Genomic DNA, 22,970 nt, shown 5'->3' with positions numbered 1-22,970 from the left:
ACATGATTCTCTTATATGTCCCTTTTTCATTTCTTGAACTTCGCTCACTAGCGGTTTCATCTTCACCATAACTCATACATCCATAACTTAGCGCTTAGAAAACGAAAAAAGAGCTATGTAGATAAAAATACCTACATAGCTCTTTGGAGAATGTAGGTACAACAGGAATAACCCTTGTACCTACACGTTTTTTCACGCTAGGTTCAAGGGTTTACGTATGATGATGTTGTGTAAATAAAATGACTGATTGGAAAGTAAACATTGTCATTACTCCCTTTCTCCTCTTAATTTTAGGTCAGTATACTACCAATTAAACTGAAAGTAAATAATTTTCTTTTAACTTCCAACAAAATGTGGCATTCATTTTGTAATTCTATCCATTAACGACATATTTTCATTTCATATTCAGTAATCGCATTCTCATACTGAAGTGTAACCCCAATATCATCTAAACCGCTCAGCAACTTTTCTTTCCACATGCGTTCAATAGAAAAAGAAAAACGATTCTCAGGAGTTATTATTACTTCATTCTCTAAATCTATTTCTATCATTGTCTGCGGAGCTATAGATGCAAGTTGCTTACGAATGTCCTTTTCCATTACAATCGGAAGAATTCCATTTTTTGTACAATTCATATAAAAAATATCCGCAAAACTTCCCGAAATAATAACCCGAAATCCGTAATCTGCAAGCGCCCACGGGGCATGTTCTCTAGAAGATCCGCAACCGAAGTTTTCTCCTGTAATTAAAATCGTAGCTCCTTTTCGCTCAGGAGCGTTCAGCGGAAATGCAAGGTTTTCTTGACGGTTATCTAAATAACGCCATTCATCAAACAGAAACTCTCCAAACCCTGTCCTTTCAATCCGTTTTAAATACTGCTTTGGAATGATTTGATCGGTATCAATATTATCATGCATCAACACCGCAATTTTCCCTTTATGAATATGAAATGGCTTCATCGTAGTTCTCCTTTCTCACATCAACAAAAGAACCATGAATTGCTGCGGCTGCAGCCATAGCTGGGCTAACGAGATGTGTTCTTGCTCCTTTTCCTTGCCTTCCTTCAAAATTCCGGTTTGAAGTAGAAGCACAATGTTCACCTTCTGGCACTTGATCTGGATTCATGCCAAGACACATTGAACATCCAGGTTCTCGCCATTCAAATCCCGCTTCTTCAAAAATAAGGTGTAATCCTTTTTTCATTGCTGCATCTCTCACTTGTTTTGATCCTGGGACAACAAGAGCTCGCACGCCCGTTTTTACCTTCCTCCCCCTTACAACCACAGCAGCAATTTCTAAATCAGACAAACGGGAATTTGTACAAGAACCGATAAACACGTGTTGAATTGGAATATCCGTTACACGTTGTCCTGGTTGAAGGCCCATATATGCATAGGCACGTTCATCGTTTTTATCATTCGGTGCCGGAAGTACCTCGTCAATGCGAAGGCCCATTCCTGGATTGGTACCCCATGTTACATACGGCGCCAAATTTGACACATCAATTGTAAAGACTGCGTCATACACTGCATCTTCATCCGTGTATAATTCACGCCAGTTTTCCACTGCTTGTTCAAATTCTTTCGGTGCATATTGGCGCTCTCTTACATAAGTAAACGTCGTTTCATCCGGAGCAATCATGCCTGCTTTTGCTCCTCCCTCAATCGCCATATTACAAAGCGTCATTCGCTCTTCCATTGTCATTTCTTCTACAGCGTCTCCATAGAACTCTATTACATGTCCTGTCCCAATAGACACACCATATGTAGCAAGTAAATGTAAAATAATATCTTTTGCATATACACCATTTGGCAGCGTTCCTTTTAATTCTACTCCCATCGCTTTCGGCTTTCGCTGCCACAAAGTTTGAGTCGCTAATACATGTTCAACCTCGCTCGTACCAATCCCGAACGCCAGCGCTCCAAACGCTCCATGTGTCGCTGTATGACTATCGCCGCACACAATCGTTTTTCCCGGTTGTGTTAATCCAAGTTCCGGCCCAATCACATGCACAATTCCTTGCCCTTCATCTCCCATATCCGCTAATTGTACATGGAATTGTTCGCAATTATGACGAAGCGTATCCATCTGTTGTTTTGCGATTTCATCTGTAATGTTCCATACATCCTTTGTCGGGACATTATGATCCATTGTCGCAAACGTTAAATCTGGACGCCGTACAGTTCGATTTGCAAGCCGCAAGCCCTCAAAGGCTTGCGGTGATGTTACTTCATGAACGAGATGAAGGTCAATATATAATAAATCCAGTCCATTCTCATCTGTTGCTACAATATGCCGTTCCCATAGTTTATCAAATAGTGTCTTTCCCATTATCGCCATCTCCCCACTAGTGCCTGCTCTTCCATCGCCTGTAATACATACTTTGTAAACGAAGTTGTCGTTTCATTCCCGCCTAAATCTGCAGTACATTTTCCAGAACGAAGTACTGTAGAAATAGCTTCTTCAATTGCTTCTCCTTCTTTTCTTAATCCAAATGATTGCCCAAGCATCATTGCGACTGAGCGAAGCATAGCGATTGGATTCACTTTATTTTTCCCAGCAATATCTGGCGCTGATCCATGAATTGGCTCATAAAGAGATGGGCCATTCTCCGCATGACTTGCAGACGGTAACATGCCTAATGAACCTGCTAATACAGATGCTTCATCACTTAAAATATCACCAAATAAATTTTCTGTAACGATCACATCAAATCGCCTTGGGTTACGAATGAGTTCCATTGCAGCAGCATCTACTAATAAATGTTCTAGCTCTACCTCAGGATGACGAGCTGCTACTTCTTCTGTAACTTGTCTCCACAGTTTACTAGATTCTAAAACATTCGCCTTATCAATAGAAGTTACTTTTTTACGACGTTTTTTCGCTAATTGAAATGCATAGGAAACAATTCGTTCTACTTCACGTCGATGATAAGTAAGTGTGTCTGTTGCCACTTCTTCTGTCCGCTCTTTCGGAAACGAAAAATAGATGCCACCTGTTAATTCCCGAACGACAACAAAATCAACTTGCTCCGCTGCTTTTAACGGTGATAAGTGCGCTGTTGCTTCTTCTACAGAAACTGGGCGAACATTCGCGAATACACCTAAGCCTTTTCGCAGAGTTAGAAGCCCTTGTTCAGGACGTTCTTTCGCATGATCCCAATATGGTCCTCCAACTGCACCTAATAATACCGCGTCACTTGCTAAGCATGCTGTTAATGTGCGGGACGGAAGCGGCTGACCCAATGCATCGATTGCCGCTCCTCCAAATAATTCATCTTGCAGATAAAACTGATGACCATATAATCTTTCTACCATCTCTAGTACTTGCTTGGCACTCGTCATAATTTCCGGGCCAACACCATCACCAGCTAAACATACAATTCGTTTTTCCATCTTCAAGCACTCCTTTACGATTTTGTAAGTGATCGCAATGCTTTTAATTTCCCGGCTGCATATACGTAAGCACGGGCCGAAGCTTCCAGTACATCTTGCGCTACGCCAAAACCAGAAATTTGATGCCCATCTTCTTTCAATTCAACATGAACATGGGCTAACGCATCTTGTCCTTGCGTAATGGATTGAATACGATAGTCAGCAAGCTCACATCGTAAATGAAGAATTCTTTGAATTGCATTATAAATAGCTTCAATACTACCAGCTCCAGTCGCCGCATCCTCTAGCTCATTCCCTTCACTATCTTCTAAGCAGACGGTTGCACTTTGAATGCTGTTCGATACAAAATGAACTTGCAACTGTTTAATATCGTACTGTTGCTTAGCAAATGTAGTTTCTCCTAAAACAAGCGCTCGCAGATCTTCTTCTGTAATTTCTTTCTTTCGATCCGCTAACCGTTTAAATGCACGAAATGCTAAATCCCTCTCTTCTTCTGTAAAATCATATCCTAACTCTTTCATCTTCTCTGTAAAAGCATGTCGTCCAGAGTGTTTCCCAAGTACAAATTGATTTCGTTCTTCTCCTACAAGAGAAGGTGAAATAATCTCGTAAGTAGATGCTTCCTTTAAAACTCCATCTTGATGAATACCAGATTCATGGGCAAACGCATTGGCACCAACAATTGCTTTATTTTTTGGAACAACCATTCCCGTTAATCGACTTACAAGTGTACTCGCCCTTTTAATTTCTTTTAATTGTATGGAAGATGACGCCCCGTAATAATCATTTCGAATATGAAGTGCAACTGCAACTTCTTCGAGAGCAGCATTACCAGCACGTTCTCCAATGCCATTAATCGTTCCTTCTACTTGAAGTGCACCGCCTTCAATTGCCGCTAATGAATTGGCTACTGCCATGCCAAGATCATCATGACAATGACAAGAGAAAAGAGCTTTCTCATAAGATAGAACATGTTCTTGCAAATATCGGAAAAGAGAATAATATTCTTCTGGATTTGTATATCCTACTGTATCAGGAATATTAATGACATCCGCCCCGGCGCGAATCGCCACTTCTACAGCTTCCGCTAAAAAAGAAGAGGTTGTGCGCGTTGCATCTTCTGCTGAAAACTGCACCGCTGGAAATAATGATTTTCCAAGTTTTACTGAGCGATAAATTGTATCTAATACTTCCTCCTTTGACATACGGAGCTTATATTTCATATGAATATCACTCGTTGCGAGAAAGACATGTAACCGGGGAGATACACCTCCTTTTAACGCTTCATATGCAGTACGAATATCACTTTCCTTTGCTCGGGCCAGACTCATAACAGAAGCATTTTGAATGGTTTCAGCAATTTGCTTAACCGACCGAAAATCACCTTCGGAAGCGGATGCAAACCCCGCTTCCATCACATGAATGCCAAGTCTCTCTAATTGCTTTGCAATTTGTAGTTTTTCTTGTTCATTTAAGTTTACTCCAGGTGATTGCTCCCCATCGCGAAGCGTTGTGTCCATGAACAAAATTTGCTTCATATTACTTAACCTCCATTTTCACTCTCGGCTTTACAAACGGCATCATCTCACGCAATTTCCGTCCAACCACTTCAATTTGATGCGCATTCTCCTCTTCATTAATTGCATGGAAGTTTTGTCTTCCTGCTTTATGTTCCGCAATCCATCCTCTAGCAAATGTTCCATCTTGAATATCTTTTAGCACTTCTTGCATCGCTTGCTTCGTATGCTCTGTCACAACGCGAGGCCCCGATACGAAATCCCCCCACTGTGCTGTATCCGAAACCGAGTAGCGCATATTTTCTAATCCGCCTTCATACATCAGATCGACAATAAGCTTTAGTTCATGTAAACATTCAAAATAGGCAAGTTCCGGTTGATAGCCGGCTTCTACTAATGTTTCAAAACCTGCTTTCACAAGAGCAGTTGCTCCTCCGCAAAGTACTGCTTGCTCTCCGAATAAATCTGTTTCCGTTTCTTCTTTAAATGTTGTTTGGAGTACACCAGCGCGAGTTGCTCCGATTCCATCTGCATACGATAGTGCTTTTTCATAAGCGGTTCCTGTTGCATCTTGGTAAACTGCAAATAATGCTGGCACAGCTGCTCCTTCCACAAATGTGCGGCGTACAAGATGCCCCGGTCCTTTTGGTGCTACAAGGAATACATCTACATCTTCAGGTGGTGTAATTTGATTAAAATGAACGTTAAATCCATGAGCAAACACAAGTGAATTTCCTTCTTGCAAATTTGGTGCAATTTCTGTTTCATATACTTCTGGCTGCTGTTCATCTGGAAGCAATACCATTACAACATCTGCTAGTTTTGTAGCTTCAGCAACCTTATATACAGAAAATCCATCTTCTTTCGCCTTTTCCCATGACTTTCCTTGCCGTAGACCTACCACAACATCAAAACCGTTATCGCGTAAATTTTGCGCATGAGCATGACCTTGAGATCCATAGCCAACAATTGCTACTTTCTTTCCTTTTAATACATTTACTGTTACATCCTTTTCATAATAAACTTTTGCCATCTTCTTTCTCCTCCTATATTTTAAAAATTAGTTAATTAACATTACTTGTTGTTTATCTTGCTTTTTCATACTTCTTGTAAAAGCCGTTACTCCTGTTCTTGCAATTTCTTTTAAACCATATGGACGTAACAATTCAATAAGCGCTTCTACTTTATCTTGCGTTCCTGTTACTTGAACAACAATGGAATCCTTTCCAACATCGATAACAGCAGCGCGAAATGGCTCGATTAAACTATATAATTCCGATCTTGAAGCAATTGATGTAGACACTTTAATGAGTGCAAGTTCTCTTGCAATCATTGCTTCTTCTGTAATATCAGATACTTTTAATACATCAATTTGTTTATGAAGCTGTTTAATCAACTGTTCGACTTGCTGGGCATTTTCAACATGAACAACAAATGTCATTCTTGAAATATGGGCCGATTCTGTATGGCCTACTGAAATACTTTCAATATTAAATTGCCTCCTCGCCATCACGCCGGTAATCCGATTTAAGACCCCACTTTGATTCCGAACTGTCGCTGTCACAATCCGTTTCACTATTCCACCCCCTCCATTTGATGAACACCTTTGCCCGGGGCAACCATAGGCGTAACTTTTTCTGATTGTAAAACGCGGCAGTCAATTAGCACCGGTTCTTGTAAATTCATCGCCTCTTTTAATTGTTCTTTTGCTGTTAATAGATGTTCAATCCGGATCCCTTTTATTCCATACGCATGGGCTAACATGACAAAATCTGGTTGACAAGAAAGTACTGAATGCGAATAACGCTGATTATAAAACTCATCTTGCCATTGCCGTACCATTCCAAGTGCTTCATTGTTTAAAATAAGCACTTTCACAGGAAGGCAATGTTCCTTTAAAACACTTAATTCTTGTAATGTCATTTGAAAGCCGGCATCACCTACAATTGCTACAACGAGTTCATTTGGCTCGGCAATTTGCGCCCCTATCGCAGCTGGCAAGCCAAACCCCATTGTTCCAAGACCTCCAGATGTGATCCACTTATCAGGTTGTTTTAGTTTATAATATTGAGCGGCCCACATTTGATGCTGTCCAACATCCGTCGTTATAATGGCATTTCCATTTGTAACTTCATAAAGCATTTGAATTGCAGCTTGCGGTTTTAACATTTGTGAATCGTCTTCATAACAAAATGGATAACGATTCTTTCTTTTTTGCAGAAGTCGTAGCCATTCTTTATGATTTTGTTTCTCTCCTTTACACGCTAGCAACGCTTCTAAAGCATACTTCGCACTGGCTACAATTGGAATTTCCGCCACAACGTTCTTTCCAATTTCTGCAGGATCAATATCAATATGGGCTACCGTTGCTTCCTTTGCAAAATACGTTAAATTTCCCGTCAGACGATCATCAAAACGGGCCCCTATATTTATTAACAAATCACATTCATACAAAGCCATATTTGCTGTGTATGAGCCGTGCATGCCCCCCATCCCTAAAAACAATGGATCATCTGCTGGAAATCCTCCAAGACCAAGCAATGTATGAACAACCGGAAGATGATACATTCGAGCAAATGCGGTTAATTCATTTGCCGCTTTCGCATGCAGTACACCAGCTCCCGCTAAAATAAGTGGTTTCTTTGCCGTTTCAATTGCTTGCATTAGCTTTGTAATTTGTAATTGATTCGGATGATAATTCGGCTGATATCCAGGTAAATCCATCTCAGCATCGCTACATCGCTCTCCGGTTTCTACAACCATATTTTTCGGAAGATCAATGACGACCGGACCTGGTCTACCTGTTGCAGCAATATGAAATGCTTCTTTTATAATTCTTGGTAAATCCGATACATTTCGCACTTGATAATTATGTTTTGTGACAGGCATCGTAAGTCCGATAACATCCGCTTCTTGAAAGGCGTCACTCCCTATGAGCGTTGTTGCAACTTGACCAGTAAACACGACGAGCGGTAAAGAATCCATCATCGCATCCGCTAAACCAGTAATGACATTTGTCGCTCCCGGCCCGCTTGTAGCAATTACAACACCAGGCTTTCCAGTAATTCTTGCATACCCTTCTGCCGCATGGATCGCTCCTTGCTCATGCCGAGTTAAAATATGAGGAATTTCACAATCGTAAAGTGCATCATATAGCGGCAAAACAGCTCCTCCTGGATAGCCAAAAATGACTTCTACCTTTTCCTTTCTAAGCGCATGTAACAACAGCTGTGCACCGGTTGCCATTTTCTCTTCCGTTTTTGAAGACATCGTTTCTACAAACCTCCTTTATAAAATACCTATATAAATAAAAAAGTCTTTCGCCCACACTTCAGCTATGTGCTGAAGGGACGAAAGACTCGTGGTACCACCCTTCTTTGCAAGAAAGATTCTTGCCTCAGTGACTCTAATAGAATCAAGCTAATAACGGAGCTACCGTCCAAACCTAGGCAAGTGCTTCAGTTTGGCACTCAAGGGCGATGTTCGTCAACGTGAACCATCGGTTTCCACCAACCACCGACTCTCTGTGAGGCTTCACAATCAACTACTACTCCCTATCAACGCTTTATCCATCCGTGAACGGAAGTTTCACTTTATACTTTCATAATTCCTCCTGTGTTTGCCGAGGTAACAAGCTTTGCATATCGTGCTAAATAACCAGTTTTTACTTTTGGCTCTGGAGAAATAAATTGTTTTTTTCGCTCTTCTAATACTTCGTTAGAAATTTCCCAATGAATACTGCCATCTTTTACATTAATGATGACCGGATCGCCGTCTCTCACATATGCAATTGGTCCTCCTTCAGCCGCTTCAGGCGATACATGCCCAATCGCAATCCCCCTTGTTGCTCCGGAGAAGCGGCCATCGGTAATCAACGCAACCTTTGTTCCAAGTCCTCTCCCAACGATTGCTGATGTTGGAGCTAACATTTCCGGCATACCAGGTCCTCCTTTTGGACCTTCATAGCGGATGACTACAATATGCCCTTCTTTCACAATGCCACTATGAATCGCAGCAACAGCTTCATCATGAGAGTCAAAGCAAATTGCTTTCCCAACAAATGAACTAACTGATTCATCAATCGCTCCAACTTTAAGAACAGAGCCATCTGGTGCTAAATTTCCAAAGAGAATGGAAAGACCACCTGTTTTACGATAAGGCCGTTCTTTCGGACGAATTACTTTTTCATCTAAAATTTTTCCATCTTCTACTGTTTCATAGATGCTTTTACCTGTAATTGTCATGCGCTCAGAATGAATTGCCCCTGGAATTTGCGATAGCTCTTTAATAATAGCTGCCACCCCTCCAGCTTCATGTACATCATGCATAGAATAATGAGAAGCCGGGCTAATTTTCGCCAAGTATGGAACACGCTTTGCAATATCATTAATACGCTGCAAGTCATAATTAATTCCTGCTTCATTCGCGATGGCTAACATATGTAAAACGGTATTTGTTGATCCACCCATCGCCATATCTAATGCAAAGGCATCATCAATTGCTTCTTTCGTAATAATGTCACGCGGCTTTATATCACGCTTAATTAAATCCATTAAATGAGATGCAGCTTGACGAATTAAGTTATGTCTTTCTTCACTTGTAGCGACAATTGTTCCATTTCCAGGAAGTGCAACACCGAGCATTTCCATAATGGTATTCATAGAATTTGCTGTAAACATCCCTGAACAAGAACCACACGTTGGACATGCTGATTTTTCCATATCAATCAGCTGCTCTAAACTTAACTTCCCTGATTTATGAGCGCCAACTCCTTCAAATACAGATGCTAATGAAAGAGGAGTGCCATCTTTTGCTTTTCCAGCTTCCATCGGTCCCCCTGAAACAAAAACAGAAGGAACATTCGTCCGAACAGATGCCATTAACATTCCCGGTGTAATTTTGTCACAATTCGGCATAAACATAACTCCATCAAACCAATGAGCTTGAATTACAGTTTCTGCCGCATCTGCAATGATCTCCCGGCTTGGAAGTGAATACCGCATTCCAATGTGACCCATTGCAATTCCATCATCTACACCAATGGTATTAAATTCAAAAGGGACACCTCCTGCCGCGCGTATGGCAGCTTTCGCTACATCAGCAAGTTCCCTTAAATGAATATGTCCTGGAACAATATCTATATATGAATTACAAATTGCAATAAATGGTTTATGAAAATCTTCTTCTTTAACGCCTGCCGCATGAAGCAAACTTCGATGCGGCGCCCGGTCAATACCTTGTTTAATCATATCGCTTCGCATCGGTTATTCTCCTATCAACTTACTTGATTTTCTTCATAAATTTTTTCACCATCTTCTACAACTAGCTTACGGAATTCTTCTAATAAACGATTTGTATGAATTCCTGGTTTCCCAGCACCAATTTCTCTTCCGTCAACCTTTGTTACCGCAATAACTTCAGCTGCTGTACCTGTTAAAAATACTTCATCCGCTACATACACATCATGGCGAGTAAATAATTCTTCCCTTACGTCATAGCCAAGCTTCTCACCAATTTCCATAATCGCGTTTCGCGTAATTCCTTCCAGTGCTCCCGCAGAACTTGGAGGTGTAATTAATTTATTTCCTTTTACAATAAAGACATTGTCACCTGAACCTTCTGCAACATACCCTTGCTCATTTAACATCAGCGCTTCCTGCACACCAGCAAGCTTCGCTTCAATTTTAACTAAAATATTATTGAGGTAATTCAATGATTTCACTTGTGGTGGTAATACGTCTGGTCGATTCCGTCTTGTTGCAACTGTCACAATCGGGATGCCCTTTTCATAATATTCCGCTGGAAACAGTGCGAGTTGTTCCGCAATTACAACAACATTTGGCTTTAAACACGAATTGGGATCTAAACCAAGGTTTCCAGCCCCGCGTGATACAACTAGACGAATATACCCATTGGATAATTGATTACGCCTTATTGTTTCAACAACAATATTGGTCACTTCTTCCAACGTATATGGAATTTCTAGTAAAATGGATTTTGCTGATTCGTACAAACGAATGAGGTGTTCTTTCAACCGAAAAACATTCCCGCTATAAACACGAATGCCTTCAAATACCCCATCACCATATAAATATCCATGATCATAAACAGAAACTTTTGCTTCATCTTTTGGAACAAATTCTCCATTTAAGAAAATCCATTGCTCGTTCACTTGAAAGCGCCCCCCTGTATCCTTGAAATTTTTATTGTTTCCTAGTTTACGCTCCCTTTTCAAATAAATCAAAGAAATTTTTGAAAATTTTAAATCTTTAAACTTAAGGACAACCCGTTATATATTGATATATCAACATTGTTAACGTTTACAAAATGTCAAAAAATATTTTTCGACATTTTTTTCAACAAAAAAATAATTTTTAGCGAGAAGGATTTTTGTCTACAGATGCGAATGTATTGTATTCAATAAACGGACGTCCTATCTTTTTTTACGAAAAATAGTAGTAATAAAGCGAGGTGGAAAAATAAAAAATAAAATTTGAGGATAACACTCATATTTTTTCCTTATTACTCATAATCCTATTTTCAAAAATCATTTTGACAAATTTAAGGGGGCTAAATCATATGGCATGTTTACAAATTAAAGGAACAAGACAAGAGGTAATGGAAATGCTTCAGTTATTTGATTTAATGAATACAAAAGGGCTGTGTAAATTAGAGGATTATGTAGAATTACTCCCAGATGTAGAGCAACATAAAATGACACAAAATCCGATGTATATCGCTTCTGTTGATGTACAATCAAATGATTATACGATGCAAGATGCGCAAAATGATCGCTTTGTATGCGATATGTTAACAGGAGTTTATAACGACTAGTTTATTCCTTCTCCTGCCACACATGTGAACTCTTCTGCTATTTAGTGAATATTCTTCCGAAAAAGGAACATATTACTAGATGGCAGGAGGTGAATAACATGGCGAAAATTGGCGTAGAAAATTCTTTAACAAACGTACAACAAGCCTTGCAGCAAAAAGGGCATGAAGTAGTCTCATTACAATCTGAAAATGATGTGCAAGGATGCGACTGCTGCGTTATAACTGGTCAAGATTCTAACGTAGCGGGGATTAGCAATGCTGTAATAAAGGGATCTGTTATTGACGCAAGAGGATTAACAACCGAAGAAATTTGTCAACAAGTCGAAAGTAGAATTCAATAAAGCGAAATCTTAAAGAGTAAGGAACCGTAAAGAAAGCTTCACTTTGCGATCCCATCACATGCTCGAAGATGGGAACTTCGTTCGGAAATACATTAAAAGAAGGCTACCATTTATTAATAAGTAGCCTTCTTTTCTATATTTAACTAACGGGAAAGTAACATATACTGGATGAAAGCCCTACCTCTCTTCCATCATTACGGCTCCAACGACCGCTCCTGATACACTAGTATGTGTATACAGTTTACAAATACAATCCATCATATTCGTAATCACTAAAGTTGTTGGCATGATCGCCCGATCTTTAGCAATCCAGTGACTTGTACTAGTAAAGAATAACCAATATATACTAGCTGTAACCGAGACACGAAAATAAATTATACATCATTAAAATAACAATGTCAACAATTTCTTCAAAATAAAAACAGGCTAACATATGAGCCTGTTTGCTAAAATTGCGCTTTTTCCTTTAGTACGTATACAACAAATCCGCTCACTAACATACATAAACCGACAACAAAATTTTTAATGTTAATCATTGATACCTCTCCCTTAGTCCTTCATAAATCATCATTCGCTATATATTTTCATTTACCTTATATTCATATCATTTTTAAGCACACTTCATCTACTATATCATAATTCCCTTAAAATGCAAGTATCTTATTAAAGCTTATTTACCAATTTCTGCATAGCACTTGGCACTGTTTCTAATGCTTTTTCTATAAGATGTGTACCACTATGTAAGTGCATTACTTGGATCCCTTTTTCCCCAACCACTAAAAATGCAACAGGATTAATGGAAACCCCAGCACCACTTCCGCCTCCAAATGGATGTAAGTTCTGTGCCTCTGTTTTTTGTTCATTTACATTAAAATCACTTCCACCTGCGCCAAAGCCAAAGGCAACTTTGGAAACGGTTAAAATAATACTGCCATCTGCTGTTGATACCGGCTTACCGACAATCGTATTCACATCAACCATTTCTTTTAAATTTGTCATTGCTGTTTTCATTAAGTTTTCAATTGGATGTTGCATCATAGAAAGCACCTCTTTTTCCTTTCAATTCCTTTTTATCGTTTCCAAAAACGATAAAGACATACCAATTTTTACAACTTAATAATTTTGAAAGTAAATCTTCCTTGCAGAACATCCTTCTCCAAAAGATTACTTGTGCTAAAAGCATGGCCTACTGTTTGCGAGCAATAGGATAAAAAAACAGAAGTAGCTCATACTAAGCATGTAGCTCTTTATGAAAGGAGATATCACATTGACTGATAAACATGAAGAACGTTATAGAGAAAACGAAGATCATTTCGAAGAAGAATATGCGGCTGAAATTGCACCGAACGGTGTGCCTTATACTGACGACAGAGAACGAGAAACGACAAAGGCCGGCGGAGGAACAGCTGGATTTATCGCACTTGCTCTTGCCGTCTTATCTTTATTCACTTTCCCAGTACTCTTTGGGCTTCTTTCTGTCCTAGTTGGTATCTATGCTTATAACCGCGGCGCTACTGTTACAGGTGGAATCGCTGCAGTCATGGGCGGCATAGCAGCAATTGTCGCATTAATATTCCGAGCAGCTCTGATTGGTTTATTCTTCTCTCTTTTTTAAACACAATAAAAGGTATCTTGCTCATGCAAGATACCTTATCCTGTAAATACATCCTCAGATGGATAGCGAATTTTTTGTTTTGCTGGCCGCGCAAGTGAAAATACAAGTGTTAGCGGCCCAATTAATCCGCAGAACATAACAAACATAATCACACATTTTCCAAATGCTGATAATTTAGCCGTAATCCCCATTGTTAATCCAACTGTTCCAAATGCTGAAATTGTTTCAAATAAGACTTCTATAAAACTAAAATTTTCAGTAAGCATTAGTATAAATACTGCCACAAAAATTAAAAATTGACTGGCAATGACAATCGCCAACGCTCTCGTCACTGTCGACATTTTTATCGTACGACGAAATAAAACCAAGTCTTCTTTTTTCTTGAAAAATGAAAGCACAGATGTAATTAAAATAACAAAAGTGGTGAGCTTAATACCGCCTCCAGTCGAAACGCTGCCTGCTCCAATAAACATGAGCACCATCGTAAAGAATAGCGTTGACTCTCCCATACTTCCGTAATCAATTGTATTAAATCCAGCTGTACGTGGTGTAATTGCTTGGAAGAACGATGCCCACAACTTCTCACTAAATGATAAAGAACCTAATGTTTTTGCGTTATTATACTCTAATACAAATATGATAAGCATTGCAGCTGCAATTAACACAATCGTACCAATAATCATGATTTTTGAATGAAGCACTAGTTTTCGAAAACTGCGGCTATACCATATATCAATGAGTACGGTAAAACCTAAACCGCCTGTTACAATTAACGAACAAATACCAATATTAATAATAGGATCGCCAACATATCTCGTTAAATTATCTGGCCATAATGCAAATCCAGCATTATTATAAGCAGCCACGACATGGAACAAGCTGTAATATAGTCCTTTCCCAAGTCCAAATTCAGGAACTAAGCGAATAGATAAAAATACAGCACCTATTAATTCAATACAAATCGAGAAGAAAAACACACGTTTCACTAATTTTACAAGCCCGCCAATGTTCGTTTGGTTTAATGCCTCTCCAATAAGAAGGCGATGACGCAACCCTATCTTTTTACCTAACACCCAAACTATTAAAATAGCTATTGTCATTAAACCTAAACCACCAGTTTGTATAAGAAACATAATGACAACTTGTCCAAATATAGTAAATGTACTATTCACATCTACTACACCTAAGCCAGTTACAGTCGCAGCTGACGTCGCTGTAAAAAATGCATCTACCCAGTTAATAGACGTTTTTGTTGAAATTGGTAATTTCAACAATATTCCCCCAACGATAATCAAAGCAAAAAAGCCAATTGCTAAAATTTGCGGTGGACTTAATCGTATAAAACGATCGTTTAAGTCTCGTTTTTCTATCATTTTCATAGCACTAACTCCCTTAATCCGTCCTCCAAAATATGTAACATAGTTGAGCATAATCTTTTTTCTTATGAATTTCAACTTTTATTTCCAATTGAACTACCCCCACCTACCGTTTCACGCTTGAGGTGAGGATCTTCTCGCCAGATATGATAAAAAAATAGAAAATTCCTAATTCCTTCACTCCAAGTTCACATTGAATTCACATCAGTCTTTTATAGTATAACTATCGAAGCTGTTCCTCCCTAATAATGAGACATCCCCAATGTCTCGAACAGCTTTCTGTCCCTAACTTAAATTGACATAAATTGTCCCCCTTCCTATGCCATCTTGTAATAAAGATGGCTTTTTTTTATTTCACTACTTATATTCCCTTCTCGTATATATCCATTTGAAATTTCCAACCAATAAGTCCCCGTTAAGCAGAATACACCCTAACCGCTACTTGCCTTCTCTTTGTGTTTTAAATCTTGCATGTGGTAGGAAAAGGCCCTGACTGTTTCTATGCGCGGCCAGATGCTCTTGTCCATCTAAAAAACAGGGTTTTTAGATCACTTTTTCTTTATATATACAAAGAAAAAAGAAGTGAATGTACTTCACTCCTTCCTTGATTTGCTTCCTTTTTTCGAACGATATTCTTTTCCTTTGTTATTATCACCACCACTAAACTCTGTACCAAATTCCTGTTGATATTGGCCGGCTTTAGGCGCTCCTTGATTGTCGCTCCCTTTACTACCATTACGATTCGTCATACAACTTCCTTCCCTTCTTTATCATAATATTGTTAGTATGCTTCGTTTCATTCAAAATACACATGAAAAGCCTTCGCTGGGGTGCGAAGGCTTTAACGGTTCCCTAATGCAAGATACATAAAAGATTTTCCCTAAATTAATTTTTGTGAAATAGCAATCATAACCTTCATCTCTTCTTCAGATAAAGTTGAAAATCGTTCTTTCAAATACAACTTGTTCTGTTTTTCCATCTCAGCTACTAACTCTTTTCCTTTATCAATAATCTCCAAATACACAACGCGGCGATCTGATGTACTACGCGAACGCGTTACGAGTCCTTTTTTTATTAATTTTTCTGCAACAGCCGTAATATGACTATTCGATACATTCAATTCATTCGCAACACGAGAGACCATTTCTTTTTGGTTTCGATTTAAAATACGTAACACGAGAAATTCATTCCACGGAATATAATCCTCAAAAATTTTGTTCATATCATTACGGATTGTACGAAACATAGCAAAAAAATTTGTCGACAAATTCTCGATGAGCAACTCGCGATTGTTAACCATTTTATACAGCACCCCTATGTATTTAATATAGTTAAATAAAAACATTATGAACTATATTAACGTACTTTTTTCATTTTGTCATCCTTTTATTTGGAAATTCATGTATCTTTTCTTTTTTGTATGGATATAGATGATAAAGGTTGCTTTTAAAAAATGCTGTAAATAGAATCAGCGCGAAAACAGGGTGCTTCTATGCATCCTATTTTCATTTTATCCCGCTATTCGTGGGCAGTAAGACCTCCCACTGATGAAAGTTTCACTTTATTACAAATTTCTTTAGACTGGATTACATTTCATATCGCAGACGAATGGATAGATGATGTTACTATTTCTAATACAGCAGAGCTATTAATTGTGTTGTTCTTTTTTACACTCGATAAAATATGGCTTACCGATAAAAAGGAAAAGTAATTTTACAAGCTTTCCACAAAAAAACTTGATACAATATGAGAAAATATAGAAAGGAGTGTCATGTATGACATTACAACAATGGTTTGAAAAAGGCATGTCCTTTGATACATATGTAAATAATATGACAGTAAACCAGTACGAATTACTACACATTTACAATAACTTCTTAATTCCTAATGAATTTCTTCCAATTTTAGAAACACGCCAAAATGACAATTTAAAGGTTATCGTTTTAACCGCAGATTGGTGCGGTGATGCCCTTCTTTGCGTACCAATTATGAAACGCATTTGCGAAGTTGCTGGCATCGAGATGAGTTTACTCATTCGTGATGATCATTTAGAGTTAATGGATCAATATTTAACAAATGGTACAGCACGTGCAATTCCAATTTTTATTTTTACCGATCAAGATGGGAATGAACAAGCCGTATGGGGACCTCGAGCACCAAAAGTACAAGAGCTGGTTACCTCTATGCGTGCAACACTTCCTAATAAGGAAGATCCAGAGTTCGAAGAAAAACAGAAAAACATGTATGCAGAATTCCGTAAAACATTAGCTTCTGACACAGCAATTTGGGAACACGTAATGGAAAATATAATAGAAAGAATAGCAAAATAAAAAACTGCCAAATGGCAGTTTTTTCATTATAAAACAAAGAAATAAAACACCGCAGCAAGAATGAAACGGTAATATGCAAATGGTGTTAATTTCACACGAGATAATAATTTTAAGAATGAAACAATCGCTAACATCGCAACTACAAAGGCAGTAATAAATCCGCTCGCAAATAACGGAAGGTCTGCTGCACTTAATTCATTCCAACTCTTAATTAAATCAAGACCTGTTGCTGCAACCATCATTGGTACTGCAAGAATAAATGTATATTCAGCAGCTGCTGTATGAGATACACGAGCTAATAACCCACCACTAATCGTAGATCCAGAACGTGAAAACCCTGGCCATAGTGCTAAACATTGGAACATTCCAATTGTGAATGCTTGTTTATAGGTAATCTCATCCAATGTTTTTGCTGTGCTTGGTTTTGAAAACTTCTCAGCAATAATCATTAAAATACCACCAGCAACTAGACTAATAACAACCGGTCCTGTTCCAAATAAAACTGCCTTAATTTTGCTATGAAATAAAAAACCAAGTAAACCAGCTGGAATCATTCCGATAATAATATGTAATAAGTTTAAAGATGGCCCTTGCTTTACCCGTCCAATTCCAACTAGTGACCATAATCGTTTCCAAAATACAACAACAACCGCTAAAATGGACCCTAATTGCACAACAACTTCAAATGTTTTTGCCTTATCTCCTTCAAACCCAATTAAATGCCCTGTTAAAATCATATGTCCTGTTGATGATACAGGTAAAAACTCCGTCAATCCTTCAACAGCACCCATGATTAATCCAATTAACCAATCAGCCACATTCGTGCCTCCTTAATACCTTTTAATGCTTTATTCACACTTTATCATAATACCTCATCTTTACAAAACACGCATCGTTTTTTTCAAATTCATTCTAAATACATGGATACGTATTACTTTTCTAAATCCTTATTCAATAGTATGATTAAAGCGGTTTGTTTGTATGTTAGAAAGGAGTATATATGAAAGAAACTACATTGATATCACAAAAAATAAAACAATTTGTCTTATTATTTTTCCCTATATTTGTTACACAAATATCATTATTTTCCATGAGTTTTTTCGATACTACGATGTCAGGTCATGCGAGTGCTACGGACTTAGCTGGTGTTGCAATTGGAACAAGTATATGGATTCCAATTAGTACAGGATTAACAGGTATTTTAATGGCAACCACTCCGATTGTCGCCCATCTTATCGGTTCCAAACAAAAAGAAAAAGTCGCTCCCGTTGTGACACAAGCTGTATATTTAGCGATTTTTGTCAGCTTTATCGTTATACTTATTGGTTTTTTTGCAGTTTCACCTATTTTACAGGCCATGCATTTAGAGCAACAAGTAGCTCAGATTGCTAGTCAATTTTTAAGCATTATCGCATTTGGTATCATTCCACTGTTTGTTTATACCGTACTCCGCGGTTTTATTGACGCCTTAGGAAAAACACGGACTACAATGATTATCACTTTACTATCTTTACCGATTAATATTGTGTTGAACTATGTACTCATTTTTGGTCATTTCGGTTTCCCTAAACTCGGAGGAGTCGGAGCTGCGATTGCATCTACAACCACATACTGGTGTATTTTGCTAATCACAATTATCATTGTTCGCACGAAAGAACCGTTCTCCCCCTATGGTATCTTTCGATGTCTATATCGTCCCTCTCTATCTAGTTGGAAGGAATTATTAAAACTCGGAATACCTATTGGATTTGCAATCTTTTTTGAAACAAGCATTTTTGCTGCTGTTACGTTATTAATGAGTAATTATAATACAACAACAATCGCTGCTCACCAGTCGGCAATAAATTTTGCGTCTCTTTTATATATGACACCACTCAGCTTATCTATGGCAATGACAATTTCTGTTGGATTTGAAGTGGGTGCATCTCGGTATAAAGACGCTAAGCACTATAGCTTTATAGGGATTGGCTTGGCACTAGCTTTTGCATTTGTTTATTCGCTCTTACTATTTGTATTTGATGAAAATATCGCTTCTATTTATACAAATGATCCTGTTGTACACGACTTAACGAAACAATTTCTAGTATTCGCTATTTTATTCCAATTTTCTGACGCCGTTGCCACACCAGTACAAGGGGCACTTCGCGGTTATAAAGATGTAAATGTCGCTCTTATTATGACGCTCATCGCCTATTGGGTCATAGGTCTGCCGCTTGGTTATATCCTTGCAACCTATACACCTTTAGCCGCAAAAGGATATTGGATTGGACTTATTTTAGGATTGGCTTTCGGAGCAATCTTTTTACTCGCTCGTCTATTACAAGTACAGGAAAAATATATTACAATAAGAAGCCGCTAAATAGCGGCTTTTTGACATTTTAAAAATACAAAAAGAACAATTCTCTACTTTTTGCATACATTTATTTTTCTAATATATTAATTTTTATCTATAATATTAAAAAAAAGAATAGGATTCCTTATCAAAGAGAGCTATAATAGATTTTGATATTTCTAAAAAGGAGATTAATTGAATATGAAGAAAATTATGATTGCACTACTACTACTCTTTTCTTCTATGCTTCCTATCAAAGCAGTCAACGCAGAGACAAATCAGCCAGATCATTTGATAACTGTCAATGTCGCGACGAATAAGATGGCATATTATGAAAAGGGTAAACTTATTAAAGAGTTTACAGTTGCTACTGGCAAAAGCAGTACAAAAACGCCATTAGGAACGTACAAGATTGTTAACAAAATTAAGAATCGTCCATACTACAAAAGACACATTCCTGGCGGTGATCCACGTAACCCATTAGGAGATCGTTGGCTCGGTCTTGATGTAAATGGAACGAAAGGAACAACATATGCCATCCATGGAACCAATAACGTAAATGCGATTGGAAAATGGACTACACTTGGTTGTATTCGCATGTATAATGAAGATGTGCGTTGGTTATTTGACCGCGTTCCTGTCAATACAACTGTAATTGTTACAAACAAATAAGCAACAACATATAAAGCAATTACTGTTTCATATGAATATATAGTTACATAATGCTTTTTTTTGAGGAAAAAGGTTCTTACGAAAGAACATTTTTCTTCATTTAGAAACTATATTAAGAACTCGTTATAATAGGATATTTAAACATTACTTCCCTTTTATTTTTAAACTCCCCCTTCTCTACAATCTCTTTTCCAATATTTTTTCCTTTTCATTCAAACCTTACCATATTTAGTGTATATTTCTTCCTTATAGCGCGTAACCTATCCATACAGTGAAAGGAGTTGCAACAATGGACGAAACAGAAGAACAACAATCTTATCAAGAAGAGTTTGCACCAGAAATTTCACCTAGTTATCGCCAAGATGTACATCCCCCCTCTCGTTTTTCGAATATGACGTTTTTAGTAGGGATTGTCGTATTTGCAGCTGTATTATTATTGCTAATTACCTTCGTATATTTTAGATAAAAGACAGGAGGAGTAATATGGATAACAACCGAGCAAGTACAAGCAAACGAGTTGTAAAAACGCAAAAGGGTTACGCCGGAGACTCTTTGGACAAACACCGGGCTATCGAAAATGCAAATCTTGTTTTGGCTAAAAAGGAGATTGGGCAACAAAACGAGAATTTATAAAGCGAAATAGCAAAAGAAGTCCCTAAATTAGGGACTTCTTTTGTATGATTAATGAACGAGAGAGGCGAAACAAGTGATAAACTATACGGACTACATTCAAAAAACACTCCCCCATTTACCTATCCATTCCTTTCATAAAGATGAAAGCGGCTGGGATAATGTTGCGATTCTCGTAAATGATGAATGGTTATTTCGATTTCCTAGAAAAATTGAATATGCGAAAAAAATTCCCCGTGAAAAGCAATTGTACAAAGCACTATTTTCTAAACTGCAAGCTAAGCAGATTGAAGTACCGAACTATCATATTTTATATGAAAACGAAGCAGATTCTATTCCTGTTTGTAGTTACTATAAAATGATTCACGGTGAACCATTCAAATCTTCTTACTTACATAATCTCTCAGCCAATGAAAAAGCGCACATTGCCGCGCAACTAGCATCATTTCTTGCTGCTTTGCATACGGTTCCTACTACACTTGCAAAAGAATGGGGATTTCAAGTTGAACAAACTATTAAATATTGGAAGGAATTATATATAAAACTAAAAGATTATCTGTTTACCACATTTACAATAGAAGAAACTAATCGATTGAATACACTATTTCAAACATTTTTAGAACAACTATATACACTTACTTCCTTACAAACCGTTATACATGCCGACTTCACACATAATCATATTCTATTTCATCCTCATACAAAGAAAATTGCTGGCATCATTGATATAGGAGACGCACAAATTGGTGATCCTGCATTTGATTTTGCTGGATTATACGCTGACTATGGGCATGATTTTACATTAGAAGTTTACAACAACTATATTGCCTTAACGAAGAGCAAGGATAAAACCTTTTTCGATCGGATTGTCTCCTTTTATCAATACAGCCCTATACTCCATGATCTCATTTATGGTTTCGAAACAAATAACGAAAAAATAATCGAAAGAAACAAACAACAATTATTACATATTTTAAACAAATAAAAAGGTGCTTCTTTGCACCTTTTTTCCTGTTCATGCTCCTCATCTCGCGTTCACCATTAAGAAAGGTGATGTACAAACTCTGTACCAAAACGAAGGCACACCTCAACATCTTCATCTTCTGGCGTTAATTCCACCTTTAACCCTTCGAGTACGACTTTAGCTCCGCATTCTTGTAATTTTTCAATTAAAATGTCAACAGCTGCTCCGTATTTCGGATATGCAGAATCACACGAACCAAACACTGCTGCTATTTTCCCTGTTAAATCCACTTTATCCATTTCATCATAGAAATCTAAGAAATCATCCGGTAAATCGCCGTCTCCCCATGTGTATGCCCCTATTACAATTCCATCATACTCTTTTAGAATAGACGCTTTCGGTGACGACATAATATCAATGACTTCAATTTCTTTTCCCGCCTCACGAATCGCCCCGGCAATATGATCTGCCATCTCCTCTGTATTTCCACTCATACTTGCAAAAATCATTACTAACTTACTCATTAGACTCTCTCCCTTTATTATGTATCTTATTCTATTTATTTTTTGCACTCTTTTATAATAGACAGATGATAATGATAACCGTTATCAAATATAACACTACTAGATTAATTGATAACAATTATCAAAGTCAATGACCATTTTTGAAAAATTGATGAAAAGATACAAGCTTGTCCGGAAGACATACATATACTATAAATGAGCATAGTTCTTTCTTAACCCTCTCTAACGGAAAGAAATAGAAGCAACTGCGAATATCGCAGTTGCCTTTTTTTATGCTGGAATATACAGTGAAACTTCCATTTATCCCGCTATTCGTGGGCAGTAATACTCCCACCTCAAAATTCGGCAAAAGCAAAGAAGTTAAGTGGGAGATAAACTGCCCGTAAAAGCCCGATTGGTAAGGGCTAATAATCAGTGGGGGATGAAGAACCCCCCCACTG

25 protein-coding genes, 1 pseudogene and 1 other annotated feature are annotated in these 22,970 nt (G+C 37.9%); of the genes and pseudogenes, 10 read left to right on the top strand and 16 right to left on the bottom strand.

Features of this window, described 5'->3' with window-relative positions; all coding sequences use genetic code 11:
* Window positions 1-380 precede the first annotated feature (380 nt).
* The 9 genes from leuD to ilvE all read right to left on the bottom strand — a co-directional run bounded on the left by leuD (window position 381) and on the right by ilvE (window position 11,084).
* Window positions 381-959 carry a 3-isopropylmalate dehydratase small subunit gene (gene leuD / locus Q9306_RS12870; RefSeq protein WP_306198983.1) on the bottom strand — a complete coding sequence of 193 codons (579 nt, stop codon included), beginning with the start codon at window positions 957-959 and terminating at the stop codon, window positions 381-383.
* A complete protein-coding gene (gene leuC / locus Q9306_RS12865) occupies window positions 937-2,331 on the bottom strand; it encodes a 3-isopropylmalate dehydratase large subunit (protein ID WP_306198981.1) in 1,395 nt (464 codons plus the stop codon). The genes leuD and leuC overlap by 23 nt, the downstream gene beginning before the upstream one ends.
* Window positions 2,331-3,395: a 3-isopropylmalate dehydrogenase gene (gene leuB, locus Q9306_RS12860; protein WP_306198979.1), complete on the bottom strand. Its 1,065-nt coding sequence runs from the start codon at window positions 3,393-3,395 to the stop codon at window positions 2,331-2,333. The genes leuC and leuB overlap by 1 nt, the downstream gene beginning before the upstream one ends.
* Window positions 3,396-3,409: 14 nt before the next feature.
* Window positions 3,410-4,933: a 2-isopropylmalate synthase gene (locus Q9306_RS12855; RefSeq protein ID WP_306198977.1), complete on the bottom strand. Its 1,524-nt coding sequence runs from the start codon at window positions 4,931-4,933 to the stop codon at window positions 3,410-3,412.
* A gap of 1 nt (window position 4,934) precedes the next feature.
* Window positions 4,935-5,945, bottom strand: coding sequence for a ketol-acid reductoisomerase (ilvC, locus tag Q9306_RS12850; protein WP_306198975.1), 1,011 nt, complete (start codon window positions 5,943-5,945; stop codon window positions 4,935-4,937).
* Window positions 5,946-5,972: 27 nt separating this feature from the next.
* Window positions 5,973-6,488, bottom strand: a complete 516-nt coding sequence (gene ilvN, locus Q9306_RS12845) for an acetolactate synthase small subunit (protein WP_306198974.1) — start codon at window positions 6,486-6,488, stop codon at window positions 5,973-5,975.
* Entirely contained in the window at window positions 6,488-8,182 is a 1,695-nt protein-coding gene (gene ilvB / locus Q9306_RS12840) for an acetolactate synthase large subunit (RefSeq protein WP_306198972.1), read from the bottom strand. Before ilvB ends, ilvN begins: the two co-directional genes overlap by 1 nt.
* A gap of 73 nt (window positions 8,183-8,255) precedes the next feature.
* Window positions 8,256-8,482, bottom strand: a binding site (T-box leader).
* A gap of 23 nt (window positions 8,483-8,505) precedes the next feature.
* Complete coding sequence (gene ilvD, locus Q9306_RS12835) at window positions 8,506-10,173, bottom strand: dihydroxy-acid dehydratase (RefSeq protein ID WP_306198970.1); 1,668 nt, start codon at window positions 10,171-10,173, stop codon at window positions 8,506-8,508.
* Between the two features lie 14 nt (window positions 10,174-10,187).
* Window positions 10,188-11,084, bottom strand: a complete 897-nt coding sequence (ilvE, locus tag Q9306_RS12830) for a branched-chain-amino-acid transaminase (RefSeq protein ID WP_306198968.1) — start codon at window positions 11,082-11,084, stop codon at window positions 10,188-10,190.
* Window positions 11,085-11,491: 407 nt separating this feature from the next.
* Between ilvE and Q9306_RS12825 the strand changes: the two genes are divergently transcribed.
* A complete protein-coding gene (locus Q9306_RS12825) occupies window positions 11,492-11,746 on the top strand; it encodes a DUF3911 family protein (protein WP_306198966.1) in 255 nt (84 codons plus the stop codon).
* Between the two features lie 98 nt (window positions 11,747-11,844).
* Window positions 11,845-12,087: a YkuS family protein gene (locus Q9306_RS12820; RefSeq protein WP_306198964.1), complete on the top strand. Its 243-nt coding sequence runs from the start codon at window positions 11,845-11,847 to the stop codon at window positions 12,085-12,087.
* 446 nt (window positions 12,088-12,533) lie between these two features.
* On the opposite strand, the gene Q9306_RS12815 is transcribed toward Q9306_RS12820, so the two are convergent.
* Together Q9306_RS12815 and ytfJ are read right to left on the bottom strand one after the other, a co-directional pair.
* Window positions 12,534-12,623 carry a hypothetical protein gene (locus Q9306_RS12815; RefSeq protein ID WP_020063024.1) on the bottom strand — a complete coding sequence of 30 codons (90 nt, stop codon included), beginning with the start codon at window positions 12,621-12,623 and terminating at the stop codon, window positions 12,534-12,536.
* A gap of 127 nt (window positions 12,624-12,750) precedes the next feature.
* Window positions 12,751-13,122, bottom strand: a complete 372-nt coding sequence (gene ytfJ / locus Q9306_RS12810; RefSeq protein ID WP_306199016.1) for a GerW family sporulation protein — start codon at window positions 13,120-13,122, stop codon at window positions 12,751-12,753.
* Window positions 13,123-13,336: 214 nt separating this feature from the next.
* On the opposite strand from ytfJ, the gene Q9306_RS12805 reads away from it, so the two are divergent.
* Entirely contained in the window at window positions 13,337-13,702 is a 366-nt protein-coding gene (locus Q9306_RS12805; RefSeq protein WP_306198961.1) for an imidazole glycerol phosphate synthase, read from the top strand.
* Between the two features lie 35 nt (window positions 13,703-13,737).
* On the opposite strand, the gene Q9306_RS12800 is transcribed toward Q9306_RS12805, so the two are convergent.
* The 3 genes from Q9306_RS12800 to Q9306_RS12790 form a co-directional block, all read right to left on the bottom strand.
* Window positions 13,738-15,081: a TrkH family potassium uptake protein gene (locus tag Q9306_RS12800; RefSeq protein WP_306198959.1), complete on the bottom strand. Its 1,344-nt coding sequence runs from the start codon at window positions 15,079-15,081 to the stop codon at window positions 13,738-13,740.
* A gap of 590 nt (window positions 15,082-15,671) precedes the next feature.
* Window positions 15,672-15,827: an imidazoleglycerol-phosphate dehydratase gene (locus tag Q9306_RS12795; protein WP_306198957.1), complete on the bottom strand. Its 156-nt coding sequence runs from the start codon at window positions 15,825-15,827 to the stop codon at window positions 15,672-15,674.
* A gap of 131 nt (window positions 15,828-15,958) precedes the next feature.
* Window positions 15,959-16,378 carry a MarR family winged helix-turn-helix transcriptional regulator gene (locus tag Q9306_RS12790; protein WP_306198955.1) on the bottom strand — a complete coding sequence of 140 codons (420 nt, stop codon included), beginning with the start codon at window positions 16,376-16,378 and terminating at the stop codon, window positions 15,959-15,961.
* A 270-nt stretch (window positions 16,379-16,648) separates the two neighbouring features.
* Here Q9306_RS12790 and Q9306_RS12785 point away from each other — a divergent pair.
* Window positions 16,649-16,789: pseudogene (locus Q9306_RS12785) on the top strand (YrvL family regulatory protein); the annotation flags it as partial.
* Between the two features lie 64 nt (window positions 16,790-16,853).
* Window positions 16,854-17,408 (top strand): thioredoxin family protein, encoded by a 555-nt coding sequence (locus Q9306_RS12780; RefSeq protein ID WP_306198953.1) that lies wholly within the window; start codon window positions 16,854-16,856, stop codon window positions 17,406-17,408.
* 26 nt (window positions 17,409-17,434) lie between these two features.
* Here Q9306_RS12780 and bacA read toward each other — a convergent pair whose 3' ends face one another.
* Window positions 17,435-18,226 carry an undecaprenyl-diphosphate phosphatase gene (bacA, locus tag Q9306_RS12775; protein WP_306198952.1) on the bottom strand — a complete coding sequence of 264 codons (792 nt, stop codon included), beginning with the start codon at window positions 18,224-18,226 and terminating at the stop codon, window positions 17,435-17,437.
* A 182-nt stretch (window positions 18,227-18,408) separates the two neighbouring features.
* Between bacA and Q9306_RS12770 the strand changes: the two genes are divergently transcribed.
* The 5 genes from Q9306_RS12770 to Q9306_RS12750 all read left to right on the top strand — a co-directional run bounded on the left by Q9306_RS12770 (window position 18,409) and on the right by Q9306_RS12750 (window position 22,027).
* Window positions 18,409-19,767 carry an MATE family efflux transporter gene (locus tag Q9306_RS12770; protein WP_306198950.1) on the top strand — a complete coding sequence of 453 codons (1,359 nt, stop codon included), beginning with the start codon at window positions 18,409-18,411 and terminating at the stop codon, window positions 19,765-19,767.
* Window positions 19,768-19,941: 174 nt separating this feature from the next.
* Window positions 19,942-20,412, top strand: coding sequence for a L,D-transpeptidase (locus Q9306_RS12765; RefSeq protein ID WP_306198948.1), 471 nt, complete (start codon window positions 19,942-19,944; stop codon window positions 20,410-20,412).
* 289 nt (window positions 20,413-20,701) lie between these two features.
* On the top strand, window positions 20,702-20,878 hold the full coding sequence (locus Q9306_RS12760) for a 2-isopropylmalate synthase (RefSeq protein ID WP_306198946.1): 177 nt from the start codon (window positions 20,702-20,704) through the stop codon (window positions 20,876-20,878).
* Window positions 20,879-20,895: 17 nt separating this feature from the next.
* Window positions 20,896-21,045 (top strand): hypothetical protein, encoded by a 150-nt coding sequence (locus tag Q9306_RS12755; RefSeq protein WP_020061860.1) that lies wholly within the window; start codon window positions 20,896-20,898, stop codon window positions 21,043-21,045.
* 73 nt (window positions 21,046-21,118) lie between these two features.
* Window positions 21,119-22,027, top strand: a complete 909-nt coding sequence (locus tag Q9306_RS12750) for a phosphotransferase family protein (RefSeq protein WP_306198943.1) — start codon at window positions 21,119-21,121, stop codon at window positions 22,025-22,027.
* 56 nt (window positions 22,028-22,083) lie between these two features.
* On the opposite strand, the gene Q9306_RS12745 is transcribed toward Q9306_RS12750, so the two are convergent.
* Window positions 22,084-22,530: a flavodoxin gene (locus tag Q9306_RS12745; protein WP_306198941.1), complete on the bottom strand. Its 447-nt coding sequence runs from the start codon at window positions 22,528-22,530 to the stop codon at window positions 22,084-22,086.
* Window positions 22,531-22,970: the final 440 nt, after the last annotated feature.

The sequence above is a fragment of the Bacillus multifaciens genome (assembly GCF_030756675.1).
GTDB classification, from domain to species: domain Bacteria; phylum Bacillota; class Bacilli; order Bacillales; family Bacillaceae_G; genus Bacillus_A; species Bacillus_A multifaciens.
This window is presented reverse-complemented; position numbering and strand designations above follow the sequence as displayed.

Coding starts and splice junctions, on each gene's coding strand:
- Q9306_RS12795 (WP_306198957.1), bottom strand. CDS start 15,827: ATGACGAATCGTAATGGTAGTAAAGGGAGCGACAATCAAGGAGCGCCT.
- leuD (WP_306198983.1), bottom strand. CDS start 959: ATGAAGCCATTTCATATTCATAAAGGGAAAATTGCGGTGTTGATGCAT.
- Q9306_RS12770 (WP_306198950.1), top strand. CDS start 18,409: ATGAAAGAAACTACATTGATATCACAAAAAATAAAACAATTTGTCTTA.
- Q9306_RS12765 (WP_306198948.1), top strand. CDS start 19,942: ATGAAGAAAATTATGATTGCACTACTACTACTCTTTTCTTCTATGCTT.
- Q9306_RS12825 (WP_306198966.1), top strand. CDS start 11,492: ATGGCATGTTTACAAATTAAAGGAACAAGACAAGAGGTAATGGAAATG.
- Q9306_RS12855 (WP_306198977.1), bottom strand. CDS start 4,933: ATGAAGCAAATTTTGTTCATGGACACAACGCTTCGCGATGGGGAGCAA.
- ilvC (WP_306198975.1), bottom strand. CDS start 5,945: ATGGCAAAAGTTTATTATGAAAAGGATGTAACAGTAAATGTATTAAAA.
- leuB (WP_306198979.1), bottom strand. CDS start 3,395: ATGGAAAAACGAATTGTATGTTTAGCTGGTGATGGTGTTGGCCCGGAA.
- Q9306_RS12780 (WP_306198953.1), top strand. CDS start 16,854: ATGACATTACAACAATGGTTTGAAAAAGGCATGTCCTTTGATACATAT.
- Q9306_RS12745 (WP_306198941.1), bottom strand. CDS start 22,530: ATGAGTAAGTTAGTAATGATTTTTGCAAGTATGAGTGGAAATACAGAG.
- Q9306_RS12805 (WP_306198961.1), top strand. CDS start 13,337: ATGAAAGGAGATATCACATTGACTGATAAACATGAAGAACGTTATAGA.
- Q9306_RS12760 (WP_306198946.1), top strand. CDS start 20,702: ATGGACGAAACAGAAGAACAACAATCTTATCAAGAAGAGTTTGCACCA.
- Q9306_RS12800 (WP_306198959.1), bottom strand. CDS start 15,081: ATGAAAATGATAGAAAAACGAGACTTAAACGATCGTTTTATACGATTA.
- ilvD (WP_306198970.1), bottom strand. CDS start 10,173: ATGCGAAGCGATATGATTAAACAAGGTATTGACCGGGCGCCGCATCGA.
- ilvB (WP_306198972.1), bottom strand. CDS start 8,182: ATGTCTTCAAAAACGGAAGAGAAAATGGCAACCGGTGCACAGCTGTTG.
- leuC (WP_306198981.1), bottom strand. CDS start 2,331: ATGGGAAAGACACTATTTGATAAACTATGGGAACGGCATATTGTAGCA.
- Q9306_RS12820 (WP_306198964.1), top strand. CDS start 11,845: ATGGCGAAAATTGGCGTAGAAAATTCTTTAACAAACGTACAACAAGCC.
- Q9306_RS12815 (WP_020063024.1), bottom strand. CDS start 12,623: ATGATTAACATTAAAAATTTTGTTGTCGGTTTATGTATGTTAGTGAGC.
- ytfJ (WP_306199016.1), bottom strand. CDS start 13,122: ATGCAACATCCAATTGAAAACTTAATGAAAACAGCAATGACAAATTTA.
- Q9306_RS12790 (WP_306198955.1), bottom strand. CDS start 16,378: ATGGTTAACAATCGCGAGTTGCTCATCGAGAATTTGTCGACAAATTTT.
- Q9306_RS12755 (WP_020061860.1), top strand. CDS start 20,896: ATGGATAACAACCGAGCAAGTACAAGCAAACGAGTTGTAAAAACGCAA.